Below are 15,194 nucleotides of genomic sequence, written 5' to 3' on the forward strand. Positions count from 1 at the left end.
GGAATCGGTGTGCCGATTCCTTCTTTTGGATGGTTTTTGGCTGGGGTCTGCAACTTTGCAGGAAAGCCGGGGTTTGGGGTGAAAACAATAAGGAAGAAATCGGCGTGGCCCGATTTCTCCCCTCTTTTTGCATACGTTTTTTTTGCCGTATTTATCAATATGCTATTTTCATTATTACTAGACCAGCAATTAGCAGCCCTATTACTAACGCGACTACAAATGTAATTACTATAATGTAATCCAATTTATTCAATTCATCATCTTTTTTGTTAAATTTATCTTTGTTTTCAGTCATTTGATTACCCCTCTTCCGATTATTTCTTTTCTCCGTCGTCGTTCATCATATCTTTTGTAGCATTTTTAAATTCCTTTAAGGCCATGCCTGCCGATTTTCCTATTTCGGGTAACTTTGAAGGACCGAATACAATTAAGGCAGTTACGAAAATTAAAATGAAACCGGGTAAACCAATATTACCCAACATAAATCAACACTCCTTGGGTTATTTTTTACTTTCATTTATTTATAAGGTCGTCCATTACAATAAAGTTAAACTTCAAGCCAGATAATCTATGATAAATTTAGTTGCTTTAATAATTGAACCTACAATATTTACACAGAATCGACTATTAGGCATGTTTAAAAAAGGGTATCCAAACCCCCATGCTCTAAAAAAATACATCAGAAAAAAACTTCTTATTTTTGCCAAACAAGAAAATAACATTCAAAATAAATTGTTTTAAAAAAATAAAAATTGGGATATTTGTTATATTAGGAGAGGTAATTCGATTGGTGTTGCACAGCGCAAATAAAACCAGCTATTTCTCTAGGATGAAACAGATGATTCATAAATATATTTGGATTAAGTTTTTCTTTTAAAACCTGTAAATCATCAGTAGAAGGGAATAGAAATTCAGTCTGCCACTTTGAAATTATCGTCTGGACTGATTCAGTAATTACATCAGAACTGGCGATTTTATAAACAGAAGAGATAGCTGGTTCATCTGTATGTTTAAATGAGTGATGTGTCATTTCTTCCGAAGGGCCTATGAATAGTGAGAAAGAAATTAACATTAATAACATACTGGCTAGTAAACACTTTTTCATTGCTAACAGACCTCCTTTCTTTATTCCATATTATTATACATTAGGATTTCGTACAATCTATTTTTAAAGCATCTTTTAGAATTTACTTATACAAGTTTCATTTAAATACTACGCTGTGTTTGTATTTTATATTTTCTTTGGCTGGGGCTGCGCGAGTTGGGCTGAATGATGCGCGACTTTGCAGGATATCTAGGGTTGGGGTTGGATTTATATGGGTGAAATCGGCATGGGCCGATTTCTTGCCCCTTGATGCATGCGACTTCGGGGCAAAGGTATGCGAGTTTGGCATCAACCTATGCGAGTTTAGTGTTGGGGCATGCGACTTTGGACTAAAGGTATGCGAGTTGGAGGCTAAGTCATGCGACTTCTACCCCAACCCATGCGAGTTTCTGTCAAATTTGGTGAAGAGATTTTATTAGATGAAATATGGGAGGAATCGGCGCGCGCCGATTCCTTCTTTTGGATGTTATTTGACTGGGGGTCGCGCGAGTTAGGCTGATTGGCGCTCGAGTTTGAGTGGTTGATGCTCGACTTTGCCTTGTTGGTGCGCGAGTTAGGTTGATTGGCGCTCGACTTTGGGCGATCGGTGCTCGACTTTTCCTTGTTGGTGCTCGACTCTTGGGGATCGGTGCGCGACTTTACCTCGTTCACGCGCGAGTTTGGGTGTTCCATGCGCGACTTCGTAGGCGTTCCAGGGTTTGGGTTGTAAATCATGATGTTGAAATCGGTCCACGCCGATTTCTCCCCTTCCAATAAATGCCCTTGGAATCGGCTAGCCGATTCCATCATCATATAAATAAAGACGGAAATGCGAAGAGGCATTTTCCGTCTTTGTTTGTTTTCGTATGTTGTATTTTAGTTTAATTCTACGGTGTAGTAGAATTTGTCGCCTCTTGCTACGCTTGTGGTGTATTCGATTAGGGTTTCGTTGTAGTAGGCGTAGCGTTTGACTAGCATGGCGGGGCGGTCTTCGCGCACCATGAGGTGTTTGGCTTCTGCTTGGCGGATGGTGGTGGCCGAGAAGCGTTCGGTTGCTTTGGTGACGACGATGCCATATTTTTCGGAGAAGATATCGTACATTGGTTTATGGACGAGTTCTTCTTCTGTTAAATCTGGGATAAACCGACATGGTAGAAATGAGGTTTCATACATGAGTGGTTCGCCATCTGCTAAACGTAGGCGTGTGACTTGATAGACGTTTTCCAGTGGCGCGAGCTCCATTTTTTCGGCTAATCGTTCGTCGATTGTTATTTTGTTAAAGGATAGTACTTTGGTAGTTGGTTCTTTGCCGATTTTGCTCATTTCTTCCGTGAAGCTGTATAGTTTAACTAGTTTTTGATTATATGATTTCGGTGCGACGAATGTACCTTTGCCGCGAAGTTTATAAATATATCCTTCTCTTTCTAGCTCTTGAAATGCTTGTCTGATGGTAATTCTGCTCAGATCATATATATCACATAGTTCACGTTCAGAGGGAAGCTTATGATGCTCTTCGTAAGTTCCTTCATTGATTTTCTGGATGAGTTCCCTCATTAACTGCAAATACAAAGGAATCTTACTCGTTTTGTCCATGTGAATCCTTCACCTCTCCTCGATGCATAGTAGGTCTCATTATATATTTAAGCGAAAAAAATAACAATTTTAAATCTAGTATATTCGAACTAGATTGCCATTTTCTTCTTGGGCCCTTAAAATCATGAAAAAAAGAAGATGTAAATCATGTACGAAACGTTGATTTTACATCTACTTAAAAACCTATTTTAAATTCCGTCGTCATCGCTTTCTTGTTCTTTTGCCTTTTTCAATTCGAATGCTTTGATGTTATTTTTTCCTTCTGTTAAAGCAAGCTCTACAAAAGCATCCAGTTCCAGTTCACGTTGAAAGGCAACGGATAGAAGCATCGGGGAATTCGTTCCGCCGATCACGCGTACATTGTCTTTTTGGGCTGCTAATCTGCTGCTCACATTAAAAGGTGTGCCGCCAGCCAGGTCTGTGAAGCAAACAACGCCTTGTCCACTGTCGACTGCTTCAATCGCCTTCTCGATATCTGCACTCAATTTGTCTTGATCATCTTCAAATGGGATGACTTTAATTTGATCAATTTCACCTGTAATTAATTGAATGGATTCTAACATACCTGTTGGAAATGCGCCGTGTCCTGTCAAAACTAATCCAATCATTTTAACGACCCTTTCTGTCTATCATTTGCTGGAATATACTCACCCCTCTATGGGATGAGCATATTCCAGCGCCGTGTTGTTTTTTTTACATAATTCCTAGGAAGGATCCTAGTAAACCAACGACAACTGTTAGTCCGATTAGCACTAAAGGAGAGCGTCCTTTTTTCAATAGCCAGTAGACTAATAGTGTATATGCAATTGGTAGTAGGCCTGGCATGATCGCATCTAGAACTTCAGATTGGATGTCCAATTCTGCATCACCAGATACCCATACGTAGTCAATGTTAAATGCAACATATGTCGCGATTAGTCCACCGACAACTGTCAAACCAACGATAGAAGCTGCACGGGAGATTTGCTGTGTGCTTTCTTTTAGTTTTGCGATTGCACTTACCCCAGCTTCGTAACCGAACTTCATTAAGCCAAAACGGGTACCGAAGTGAATGATATTAAACATGACCACGAAAATAATCGGTCCTAATATATTTCCTTCGATAGCCAAGGAGGCCCCGATACTTGCGGTGATTGGGAGCAAGGTGAGGAAGAATAGGGCATCCCCAATTCCGCCCAATGGTCCCATCGTAGCAACCTTGATTCCGCGAATTGCTTCTCTGTCTTCCTTGTTTTGCTCCATCGCAAGGATAATCCCCATGATGAATGTGACCAGGAATGGGTGTGTGTTGAAAAACTCCATATGGTCTTTCATGGCTTTACTTAAGTCTTTTTTATTCTTATGGGCTTGTCTTAAACCTGGAAGAATCGAGTATAGCCAACCAGCTGCTTGCATTCTTTCATAGTTAAAGGAAGCCTGTAATAGTAAGGATCTGAATGTTAGCATTCTAAGCTGCTTCGGATTTAATCTTTCACTTGGAGTCGGATCTTGATATTCATAGTTAGATACCATCTGTTATTTCCTCCTCTCGTGGTGCAGGTGGATCTTGTTTGCTCTTGTAGAAGTCATACAATGCAATGGATAGACCAATAAGCGCGATTGCTAGAATTGGCATATTCAAGTATGCAGCAAGTACGAAACCTACAATCATGAACATAACGTATTCTTTTTTCAACATAATCTTCAATAGCATCGCAAAACCGATTGCTGGAAGGATACCACCGGCAATTCCCAGTCCGTCGATAATCCATTCTGGAATGGTTTCTACGATAGTTGCCGCTTGGCTCGCACCAAAATAAATAGGTAAAAATGCAATTAAGGCGTTAAATACAAATAGTATGGTGACACCGAGATAGTTTATCCTCTCTATCCCTCGATAATTCGCATCTAAAGCATATTCATCTGCTTTATGCATAACTGGAGAAAATGCTGTAAAGAATAGTGTAATCAATGCTTGAACTGCTACTGCAAACGGGATTGCTACCCCAACTGCAACGTTTGGATCCTGACCGGACAAAATACCAAATGCTGTACCGATAACCCCACCGATTACAACGTTAGGCGGCTGGGCACCTGCAAGTGGTACCATTCCCATCCAAATCAGTTCCAATGTACCACCGACAATTAAACCGGTTGTAACGTCTCCTAAAATTAAACCAACTACTAATCCACTTACTACTGGGCGGTGAATGTGGGTCAAACCGACATACAGGTCAATCCCGATAATACCGGCCCAGAGCGCGATTAAAATCGCTTCCATTAACATGAAAATACCCCCTTTAAAAAGGTTATATTTTTGAAGCTTCCGCGATGTGCGAGAAGCCTCAAAGCAGGTTTTTTACAAACGGGTGGGCCCGATAAAGGGTCTGCCCGTCTCAAAATCTTATAGTAAATCTAGTAGATTTTGTCCTCTGTCATTGGGAACTTTACGTAAATCCAGTTTTACACCTAGTGAATCCAGCTCTTTAAAGTCAGCGATATCTTGATCGTCTACGGAAACGGTAGAAGAAATTTGTTTTTTACCTTCTTCATAATGCATGTTTCCAACGTTTAGTACATCAATTGGCACCCCGCCTTTTTTCAGACGCAATGCATCTTGAACATCTTTGACCACTAGGAAAATCTTTTGTCTAGGTGATGCTTTATGAATAATATCAATCGTTTTTTGTATTGAGAAGTAGCGCGCTTGAATGGTATCAGGCAAAACCATGTCCATCAGGTTTTGCTGCACTTCGTCTTCAGAAACCTTATCGTTCGCCACTACTAGTAAGTTAGCACCAAGATGGTTAACCCAGGTAACTCCTACCTGACCATGAACCAATCGATTATCAATTCTTGTTAATAAAATGTTTGGACCTGACATACTATCTCTCCTCCAAAATACGTACTATGAATTTTAATTTGGCGTTACCGCCGGTGAAGCTGGGTGAAGCCTGTGATGCTCCGTCAGCGTTGCTTCACGTGGTGGATGTATCGGAATCGCGGGTTCACGATGCTGTGTTGCTTCACATGGTGAATGCTTCGGAATCGCGGGTTCACGATGCTGCGTTGCTTCAAGTGGTGAATGCTTCGGAATCGCGGGTTCACGATGCTGCGTTGCTTCACGTGGTGAATGCTTCGGAATCGCGGGTTCACGATGCTGCGTTGCTTCACGTGGTGAATGCTTCGGAATCGCGGGTTCACGATGCTGACTGAGATGCACTTGAAACGTGAAACTGATGCGCTGGACACTTGATGCGGTTTGCAACAGTTGGGAAGTCTAGCGCTAGGTTGCGTGATGCAACATTTGAGCTCTCGATGTGCCATGTAACGTTAGCGTTTGGCTCCCTGAGTGATTACATGTAATACTCGGGTTTAGCACTCGGGCGGTTACATGTGTTACTCGAGAATAGCTCATCGCTCGAGTTTTGTTCTTCGGTGGTTATGTTGTCATAACCAGATAAATAAGCCTCCTCCCTTGAAGTATCTATCTAAGGTTACAAACAAGTAATAAAAATAATCACCAAGTGGTTATGACCACTTTACTCAAGTATAAATCAAAATGAAATTACTGTAAAGGGTTTCACGAAAAATGCAATTATCAATGAATTTAATTATTGGCAAAGCCCTGTCCTGATGGCTTTTCTTGCGATTTCTTTTTCAAACTTCGAAGCGCTTATTTCATAATTCTGCTCGGTGTTTCTGAACGTGCCAGCAACTGAGACATGGTTACATATTCGTAACCCTCCTTATCCAATTCCGTTAAAATTTTGTCCAATGCATCAACCGTTTGACTTCGGTCTCCACCAGAGTCATGAAATAAGATCACATCTCCTGGGCCGATGCCGGAAAGTACGTGATCCACAATTTTATCCACGCCTGGATTTTTCCAATCATGCGTATCCTGATGCCAGGACCAGAGCACCACAAGATAATCATTTTCCACCGCGGTGTCAATGATGAGATCATTATAATCCCCGCCAACCGGGCGATATAACTGGGGACGGCGCTTCGTAATCTGCTCAATAACATCTGCAGTCGCATCCAGCTCCGCCTGCAGTTTTTTCTTGGATTTGATCGAATAGATATGATGATACGTATGATTGCCAATTTCATGCCCTTCCAGCATTTGCCGATGAACAATGTTCGGGAATTGCTTCGCATGCATGCCAAGCACAAAGAAAGTAGCCTTCGCATTATGCTTCGCCAGCACCTCCAATATCTCCGGCGTATACTGCGGATCCGGCCCATCATCAAACGTCAGTGCAATCATTTTTTCATCTGTCTCCCGATCCCAAATCACATTGCCAGTCTTCTCATACACCGGACGACTCGACTGCTCCGCAGCAGCGTGATGCAAACCCACTACACCAAATCCCATCACAATGATTAAAGCCAGAAATCTTTTCATGCCCCTGTCCCCCATCTATTCGTCGTCTTATTATATTGCGACATTTTAGAGGAATTATGATTGATTGAAGGATTTTTTTGATGATAAGGGGGAAATCGGCCGGGGCCGATTTCTTTTCTATTGATGTGCAGAGATTTTTTAGTGAAATGAGGATGGAATCGGCGCGGCGATTCCTTCGTTTTGTATTTTATTGGGGCTGGTGGTGCTCGGGTTTGGGTGGGGGGTGCGCAAGTTTGCGAGGTGGACCAGGGTTTGGGCTTTTTATATATGGTTGAAATCGGCTGGAGCCGATCTCTTCCTTCTTGAAGCATGCTTTTTCCGGGCAAAGGTATGCGAGTTGGGGCCAAACCCATGCGAGATTGGGGCTGAGGCATGCGACTTTGGGGCTCAGGCATGCGACTTCGGGCCAAGTGCATGCGACTTTGGGGCTGAGGCATGCGACTTTGAGCCTGGGGCATGCGACTTTGAGCCATATGCATGCGACTTCAAGGCAAAGGCATGCGACTTCGGGCCAAGTGCATGCGACTTTGGGGCTGAGGCATGCGACTTTGAGCCAGGGGCATGCGAGTTAAGGGCTGAGGCATGCGACTTCGGACCATATGCATGCGACTTCAAGGCAAAGGCATGCGACTTCTACCCAAACCCATGCGACTTTCTGGTCAAATTGGTGGAATAGATTTTTTAGATGAAATGTGGTTGGAATCGGGGGACCGATTCCTTCATTTGATATTTTTCCTTGACTATGGCTGCGTGAGTTGGGGCATTTGGTGCGCGACTTTGCTGCGTTGGCGCTCGAGTTGGGGCATTTGATGCGCGACTTTGCTGCGTTGACGCTCGAGTTGGGCCACTTGGTGCGCGACTTTGCTGCGTTGGCGCTCGAGTTTGGATGGGGGGTACGCAGGTTTGCAAGGTGGGCCAGGGTTTGGGCTTATTAAATGATGTTGAAATCGGTGGGCGAATTTTTTCGTTTTATATCTTATTTGGGTGTTTGGTTCGTGAGGATATGTCCTGTAAGAACAAAAAAAGCATCAATCACGATGCTGGTATTTAATCATTCCTTTTCATTTTAAAATATTTGTGGATCTATCTATAAAAGAAACTTGTTAGGGATTACCCAATGTGGAATCGTGATGGCCGCAGTTTCGTAATATGAGTGTATTTGGTTTTTTATATTCAAATGTAATCCTAATATCCATGCTGGCACTAGCTTCCCATATTTCTGGGTTATTATAACCTTTCATTTTCTTTACACGTAATGAAGGATGAGACGAGTCTTCAACTAACATAATTAGGGCTATATTTATTATCTTTTGTGATTGTGGATCTAGTTTTCTATACATTTTTTTAAATCGATTTGTTCTTTCAATGTTCATCATCTGTTTCATTTTCACTTTCTAGGTCAGTAATTAGATCATAAACATCATCAAACTTTTTTGTTCTACCGGCTTTTATGTCTTCGGTTGCTTCTTTTTCGCCTTTCTGCCACTCTTCTGACCAAAACCACTTTTGGTTCGCAGGAATTTGAATCATTGGAGTAACACTGATTTCTCCAAAATCATCTACTTCCAAAACTAAGGAGTCCCCTTCTTCCAACCCAAATTTGTCCAAAATTGACTTTGGTAAGGTTATCTGGCCTTTTTTGCGAATGGTTACCTGTTCCTTCATGTTTTTCCTTCCTTCTTTTGTTTTTATCATTATATGTTTATACTCCTCACTATTTCCGATTTTCTGATATTCATACTTTCATTATATCCTGTTTATCCCTAATTTCAATTAATGAAGCGTTTTACAAAGGGTTAATCAAGAATTTATTTTATTTAATTTAGTTCGAGGTATTCATTTTGATAAGCAATTACATTACTTATCAAGTACAAAATTGATTTACAAATTATTCTTTGCTCGCTGCTTTTTAGTTATCAATTGCCCTTCCAATGTTTCCCCTCCTATAAAAATATTAAAAATTAAACGATGCTATTTTGTAAAAAGAACCGGGATTTCCCGGTTCTTCCTAATTTATTCTTCAATATTGGTGAGACCGATACTTTCTCCGTCTGATTCGACGGTGTATTTCCAGACGTAGTCTTTTGTTTTTTCGTTGCCATCTTTGTCGATGATGCGGATGGTTTCATTTGTTGTGACGATCCATTTGTCGCCTTTTTCTGCGATATCTACTACTTCGGCGCTGATGACTTCCTGGGTTGTTCCGTTTTTGTTTAGGCGTTTGACGAGGTCTTTTTGCATGTCGTCTAATGCGCTGCCTTTTATAATGTAGGGCTGGACCAGGTCGTAATTATTTTCGTTTATGGCTTCGACTAGATATTCGATGTAGTTTAAAGTGGTACTTTGGATGTCAGATTTGCTTGCTGCTTTGGCGGTGTCGTCACTTTTTTCTGCATCCTTTTTCTTGTCATCTTTCTTATCCTCTTTTTTGCTGGAGTCTTTTTTCTTGGTATCCACTTTTCTAACTTTACCTTCATACTTCGCGCCTTTGACTGTATACAGATCGGTTTGGATATCTAGTTTTGTATCTGCTTCCAGGTCGTAATAGAAAGGTTGCTTTTTATTGTAGACTGTCCAGCCGTCATCATCGTAGCGGAGCGTATACTGGTAATAGTTTTCCTGCTCACTTGGATCGCGATCGTCGAGATCATAATAGCGATCTGATTCATATGTTTCCAAAACGTTGACATCTACGTAATAAGCCTTGTCTTCGTACGTGATTCCGGCAATTTCTTTGACCATTTCCATGCCATTGATTTTCTTTTCCTGGAAGTAATAACCTTCATGTGCATTTTCAAAATCGTATTTGTATTCCTCTTTTAAATCGGCATGAATATTGCCAAGCTTGCCGATATCATTATTTGCCCATGCTTCCATATATGTGTTGCTATAGGTTTGTAGGGTATTGGTTATTTCCTGCACGAGCTCGTCGGTCACATGGAAGCGAACGGGAACATTGTCATAGCCCCAATTCATGTTGTCAACGTCCTCGGATTGCATGTCTCCCCACGGGAAGCTTATGGAAACGGCAAGGCTTTCTACCGCATCCTCTGTCACGGGTCCAAAGTTTTCTGTTTTAAATGGATTGAAATCGACTGCTTTACCATTTAGGACAACTTTTCCTTCTGCGTCTGGAATTTCTGGCAGGTTAAAATTTAAATAAGCGACTTCGAAATCGAAATTCACATATTCGTCCGAGCCTGTCAATAGCATTTCTTCTTCTTTTTGTAATTCGGCAAAATCTCCTTTGAAAACTGCGGCGAGTTTATATCGCCCTGGCAGCATCGGTCCAAGCCTCAGCTCTTCTTCCGCCTTCTTTAAGGTCTTCTTTTCTTCATCATTGATGAACAGTTTTGTATTGGCCAGATTGGAATAGACTGTTACGTACACAGGGTCGATGGTCAGCTCGTATGTATCGTAGAAAAGGAATTTTCCTGCTTTTTCGAGCGTCACTACTCCTGCATCTGAACTGCCAAAGATGGTGTCGACCATGCTTTCCCATTTTCCTTGTAAATTATTTTTATTGGCATTGCCCTTTTTTAATACGGCAGATTGCTGATCGAGAAATTCAATGATTTCCTCGGCATCTTCCGGGTATTCCTCCAAATAAGCGAGGAAGCCCTCTGCATCTACTTTTTCAATTTCTGTATCGATGTCGCGATAATGCAGCTGTTTGGCAATGGCTGCTGCATCTTTGTCTTCGATTGCCTTAGCAAATTTGTCCACAACCCGCTCATGCGAAGTGAAATAAGATCCGATAAAATATAAGACCATTAAAAGAGCTGCTACACCGGATAAGAGAATTAATTTTTTCTTATTTTTCTTCGACATGGGCTGTTTTGGCGGCTTCATTTGCGCAGCTGGTGCTTGACCAGTTGTCTGATTGACAGCTTGATTTGTCGCCGATTCCCCAGTTGGTGCCTTCTCGGCGGCTTGATGGGTTGGCGCCTGCTCGGGGGCTTGATGAGTTGGTGCCTTCCCGGTTGGTGTCTGATTGGAATTGCCTTGTACTTGCTTATTTTCTGTTGATTCCGATTTGGAGGCTGCAATTTCATGCCCGCAATTCGTACAAAATTGCATGCGCCCATCCTTTATTTCATGACCACATTCCTTACAAAACTTCACGATATGACCACCTTTTTATTTAGTTGTATATTTTTTTTATAAATCGGCAAGCTCCTTGTTGCTGAATGTCACCTCGATAAGCCCAGCCGCATATGGCGCAACCGCATAAGGATTGAAATAGAAAATGATGCCATCTGTTGTCAGGGTAAAATTGGCGTAATTCTTAGGGTCTGGCTTCGTGCTTTCTTCTGCAATGTCGAAATAGCTTCCATTCGGGATGACTACTTCCTTTTGAATGAGCTTTTCCAGCGTTTTTTCAGCCAGTTTGTCGAGCTTGTTCATGTCCTGGATCACATCCTCCAGCTGGATGACGCGCTTTTTTTGGATATCGAAATTAAAACCAGTTACCCCGTAATCTCCGTGAACCCCGCCGCCATAAATATAATCATTGAATAAAATAGAGATAAACTCATCCGTAATGACTGGTTCGGAAAAGGACACATCAAACAAAGATTGATATTGTGATTCCAGTTCTTTTTCCTCTTCTGAAAGGTTTTCCGCATTTTCTTTGATTCGCTTTACTTCCTCTTCAAATTCCTTCTGCATTGGTTCCGCTACGAGCGCGTCGATTTCGGGAATGGAAAAGCGTGGAAAGGAAAAGGTAATTTTATACGATTCTTTTTCCTCGATCAGCTCTACTGTCTCGTAATTCATCGCTACTTCTTTGAGAGATTGCTTTGGTTCATCCTTTTGATTCGCTTCATCAGATTCATTTTTTGCATCGGTGTTGAACGAGTTGGATTTTTCTTGCTTGTCGTCTGATGATGTTTCCTCGGTATTTTCTTGACTTTCCGATGCGTCGTTGTCGTCTGCTTTCTTTTCATCCGCTGCTTCCGCATTGTCCGTTTCGTTTTTTTTCGGCTCAGTCGCAGGCTTGGATGGTATCTTGTCTGCTGGGGCACTTTTTGTAATGCCGCAAGCGGATGTGCCAGCTAATAGAATAATAGAAAATAATAAAATGGCTAATTTCTTCATCATCTGCCCCCTTGGTTAGTATGATTCTTGCTTTTTTCGCCCCCTCTCTTCCAGTCGTTTCCAGTCGTAATAATTATAAGTATATACAACCAATTCTTTCTATTCAATACTATTTTCCTATAAAATCAATGTTTTTACTAAAACCCCACTGCATTTATAGGTCAAAAGTTTCATTTTTCTATTGGAATATTCTACAAAATATGCCATGATAGCTTTAAGCACTTTCCAAATTTTAATAGAAAGGAGATTTTTACCGTGAAATTTTGTACAGAATGTGGAACCAAACTGCAGGACGGCTTACGATTTTGTACGGAGTGCGGCACACCGATTGCAGCTGATTCCGCTGAAGAAGTATCAGATGTAGCTGCAGATGAAGGTGGAACGAAGCCGGCTGGGGATGGTGCCGCAAGTGAGACTGTGTCGGGTGATGCTGGTGCTGGGGACGTGAGCAAAACTGTGTCAGGTACCAGTGCTGATGCCGCGAGTGATACGAATTCCGGGTCTGGAAAAGCCGCTCCACCACAACCGGTCAAACGTGCGCATGCGAAAAGTCCGCCGAGAAAGCCGATGAAAAAGCTGACCAAGATTTTGATTGGGGTTGCGGCGGTTTTAGCGCTGGTGTTATTCGGGGCACATCAATACGTCTCCTCCCTATTTGACCCTGTCAAGAGCTTGCAGGAGATGGACCAGGCGATGAATGGCAATAATATGGAGGAATTCCTCAGTTACATTCATTTTGATGACAAAGCCATTTTGGACCGGGAGAGTTATTTTGCATACATACAGGAGGAAGAATGGGACAACGTGAAGGACCAGTTGCTCACCTACTTTCAAGAGCAGGAATCGGTGAAACACAGCTTTAGTAAAAAAATCACCACGGATGGTGGCGATGCCCTGTTCACGGTCGATAAGCAAAAGAAATTCGTACTTTATTCCACTTATATCATTCGTGCAACACCGACTAAGCTCGTGATTCACGCCAACATGGCGGACACGGACCTGGCCATTCAAAAGCATACGGCCAAGCTTGCCGATGAAGATGCGAAGGAAACTGTGCTCATTTATCCGGGGGAATATACGCTTACCGGAGCAGCGAAAAACCTATTCGGCACCTTTTCCTACGAGGATGAATTGGTCGTTTATCCTGGCGAGCAAATCGAGCAAGGCGTGAATTTTTCTGGTGAAACGATTCCTATTGATACCGATCAAGCAAATGCTATCTTATTTATAAACGGGGAAAGCACTGGAAAAACACTTGGTGAACTGGAATACATTGGCCCGATTCCTGAGGGAGCCGACATGGAAATGTATGCGGAATGGGAAGGCCCAGATGGTAAGAAAATCCAAACGGAAAAGTTATCGCTGAATGACACCGACTGGTATGGCTATTCATTTTATTTCGAATCTGAAGACGACGTAGATACAGAAGATGGCGATGAGGCCGAGGATGTGGACGTAGAGGATGCAGACGACGCGGATTCAAAGGTTGCTTCTGCAAAAATCGATGGAGATCCGGGCGATATCGTATTGAATTTTCGCGATGATTATGAAGCCGCATTGAACAACAAGGATTTCGACTTGATTGCACCATATCTGAAGGATGGAAGCACTGCCTACAAGGAGTTGAAGGTATACATCGGTGATTTAAAGGATACGAAATATCATTATGATTTCGAGTAAAACACCGTGCTCCATGTGGATGTGGTCAATGAAGACAAATTAGAAATCACGACCAACGAAATTTTTACATTTACGAACCACAAAAACGAAACGATAAATTATGATCGCGAAAAAATTTACACACTCGTGTGGGCAGATGATGCGTATCAAATCACCCATATCGATTATGTGGAAACGAATAGAGACTATTAATATAGGGGGAATGGCGGCATGTTAGTATGTAAAAATTGTCAAAACGAACAAGAATCAGGAAAATTCTGCGGCATATGTGGCGGCCCATTGGAGGAAGCTGGAGGAAGTGGCGGAGCGGCTGCTGGTGGAAGTGCCGGGGCTGGTAGCGCTGGCGGGACCGGCGGAAATGGTGCCTCAGCTGGCGGTAGCGCCGTGGCGAGTGGTGACGCAAGCGCTGCGGGAAGTGGTGGCGCTGATGGAAGTGCCTCGGCTGAAACAGCGGGGAGCGGGGAAGTAGCACAGCAGCAAGCGGTGCAGGAGGCAGCAGCAACAGTTGGTGCGCAAGCTGGAGCTGGGAGCGCTGCACCTGTTGCAACAGTACAGGCGGCGGGCGGCTCCGATACAACGGAATCCGTCAAAAATGGCTTGGCATCCTACTGGCAATTTATTGTGGAAATGATTAAAAATCCAACCAAGGGACTGCAATCGAACGACAGATTTTTCATACACGGACTAGTTACGATTGCCTTATTTGCAATCACATTTTCATTAAGTATTTATTTTCTCGTTAATTCCTTGGCAAAGCCCTTCATGTTATATTCGGATGAATCGGCTAGTTTACCATTTTTCCAAATTAATTCCAGGTTAGTTTTCTACATGCTTATCGTTCTTGCGATCACATTCTTTGTTGCTTTCGGAATTGCAAAACTAGCCAAAAATGCGGATTCATTTTCAGTTATCCTTGCACAATATGGTAGCTTGTTTGTGCCATTGGTCGCATTGAACGTCATTGCCCTACTCGGCGGTTTGATCGGTTCGATTGGATTAACAATTGCACCATTAATCCTTGCCACTTCCTTGGCCATTTCGTATGTGCCCATTTTATTCGTATTTGAAAAGGCTACAGTTGTCGACAACAACGGGCAAAGAGTGTATTTTGCATTCGCAACATTCGCAGTGATCAGCATCGTCTTTTACATTTTCGGAAAATCCTTTGTGCTGGATTTGCTAGCTAATGTTGAGAATTTGATAAATGGATTCTCACGCTTTCCATTTTAACTGAAGGCATGATTTGAGCAAGACCGGGAGAACGCTGCACCCAAAGCAAGCTTTGGATGTGTAGGTGACCCCGGTCTTTTTTGGTGGAGCTGGTTGTTGGATGGAAAGAATCGGTTG

General features: G+C 42.4%; 15 protein-coding genes and 1 pseudogene. 4 read left to right on the top strand and 12 right to left on the bottom strand.

Features of this window, described 5'->3' with window-relative positions; all coding sequences use genetic code 11:
* Positions 1-314: 314 nt before the first annotated feature.
* The gene (locus tag DX933_RS16245; protein WP_123317481.1) at positions 315-482 is read right to left on the bottom strand and encodes a twin-arginine translocase TatA/TatE family subunit; all 168 of its coding nucleotides are present in this window, start codon (positions 480-482) and stop codon (positions 315-317) included.
* 287 nt (positions 483-769) lie between these two features.
* Complete coding sequence (locus DX933_RS16250) at positions 770-1,105, bottom strand: hypothetical protein (protein ID WP_123317482.1); 336 nt, start codon at positions 1,103-1,105, stop codon at positions 770-772.
* A 358-nt stretch (positions 1,106-1,463) separates the two neighbouring features.
* Between DX933_RS16250 and DX933_RS18510 the strand changes: the two genes are divergently transcribed.
* Both DX933_RS18510 and DX933_RS18515 read left to right on the top strand, forming a co-directional pair.
* Positions 1,464-1,604, top strand: coding sequence for a hypothetical protein (locus DX933_RS18510; protein WP_190279561.1), 141 nt, complete (start codon positions 1,464-1,466; stop codon positions 1,602-1,604).
* A gap of 17 nt (positions 1,605-1,621) precedes the next feature.
* A complete protein-coding gene (locus DX933_RS18515; RefSeq protein WP_190279562.1) occupies positions 1,622-1,861 on the top strand; it encodes a hypothetical protein in 240 nt (79 codons plus the stop codon).
* 99 nt (positions 1,862-1,960) lie between these two features.
* Here DX933_RS18515 and DX933_RS16255 read toward each other — a convergent pair whose 3' ends face one another.
* The 10 genes from DX933_RS16255 to DX933_RS16310 all read right to left on the bottom strand — a co-directional run bounded on the left by DX933_RS16255 (position 1,961) and on the right by DX933_RS16310 (position 12,167).
* Complete coding sequence (locus DX933_RS16255; RefSeq protein WP_123317483.1) at positions 1,961-2,677, bottom strand: GntR family transcriptional regulator; 717 nt, start codon at positions 2,675-2,677, stop codon at positions 1,961-1,963.
* A 188-nt stretch (positions 2,678-2,865) separates the two neighbouring features.
* Positions 2,866-3,285, bottom strand: coding sequence for a PTS sugar transporter subunit IIA (locus tag DX933_RS16260; RefSeq protein WP_123317484.1), 420 nt, complete (start codon positions 3,283-3,285; stop codon positions 2,866-2,868).
* An 85-nt stretch (positions 3,286-3,370) separates the two neighbouring features.
* Complete coding sequence (locus DX933_RS16265; protein WP_123317485.1) at positions 3,371-4,189, bottom strand: PTS system mannose/fructose/sorbose family transporter subunit IID; 819 nt, start codon at positions 4,187-4,189, stop codon at positions 3,371-3,373.
* Positions 4,179-4,943 carry a PTS N-acetylgalactosamine transporter subunit IIC gene (agaW, locus tag DX933_RS16270; protein ID WP_123317486.1) on the bottom strand — a complete coding sequence of 255 codons (765 nt, stop codon included), beginning with the start codon at positions 4,941-4,943 and terminating at the stop codon, positions 4,179-4,181. Before agaW ends, DX933_RS16265 begins: the two co-directional genes overlap by 11 nt.
* Before the next feature lie 117 nt (positions 4,944-5,060).
* Entirely contained in the window at positions 5,061-5,540 is a 480-nt protein-coding gene (agaV, locus tag DX933_RS16275) for a PTS N-acetylgalactosamine transporter subunit IIB (protein WP_123317487.1), read from the bottom strand.
* A 33-nt stretch (positions 5,541-5,573) separates the two neighbouring features.
* Positions 5,574-5,924 carry a hypothetical protein gene (locus tag DX933_RS16280; protein WP_123317488.1) on the bottom strand — a complete coding sequence of 117 codons (351 nt, stop codon included), beginning with the start codon at positions 5,922-5,924 and terminating at the stop codon, positions 5,574-5,576.
* Between the two features lie 408 nt (positions 5,925-6,332).
* Positions 6,333-7,067: a polysaccharide deacetylase family protein gene (locus tag DX933_RS16285; protein WP_123317489.1), complete on the bottom strand. Its 735-nt coding sequence runs from the start codon at positions 7,065-7,067 to the stop codon at positions 6,333-6,335.
* Between the two features lie 1,362 nt (positions 7,068-8,429).
* The gene (locus DX933_RS16300) at positions 8,430-8,732 is read right to left on the bottom strand and encodes an AbrB/MazE/SpoVT family DNA-binding domain-containing protein (protein ID WP_223806011.1); all 303 of its coding nucleotides are present in this window, start codon (positions 8,730-8,732) and stop codon (positions 8,430-8,432) included.
* Between the two features lie 348 nt (positions 8,733-9,080).
* A complete protein-coding gene (locus DX933_RS16305) occupies positions 9,081-11,192 on the bottom strand; it encodes a TcaA NTF2-like domain-containing protein (protein ID WP_190279563.1) in 2,112 nt (703 codons plus the stop codon).
* 36 nt (positions 11,193-11,228) lie between these two features.
* Positions 11,229-12,167 (bottom strand): DUF3298 and DUF4163 domain-containing protein, encoded by a 939-nt coding sequence (locus tag DX933_RS16310; protein WP_190279564.1) that lies wholly within the window; start codon positions 12,165-12,167, stop codon positions 11,229-11,231.
* 255 nt (positions 12,168-12,422) lie between these two features.
* Between DX933_RS16310 and DX933_RS16315 the strand changes: the two are divergent.
* Positions 12,423-14,039 (top strand): annotated as a pseudogene (locus DX933_RS16315) (TcaA NTF2-like domain-containing protein).
* An 18-nt stretch (positions 14,040-14,057) separates the two neighbouring features.
* Positions 14,058-15,077 (top strand): hypothetical protein, encoded by a 1,020-nt coding sequence (locus tag DX933_RS16325; RefSeq protein WP_123317496.1) that lies wholly within the window; start codon positions 14,058-14,060, stop codon positions 15,075-15,077.
* Positions 15,078-15,194 lie beyond the last annotated feature (117 nt).

The sequence above is a fragment of the Ornithinibacillus gellani genome, assembly GCF_003730295.1.
Lineage (GTDB): Bacteria > Bacillota > Bacilli > Bacillales > Amphibacillaceae > Ornithinibacillus_A > Ornithinibacillus_A gellani.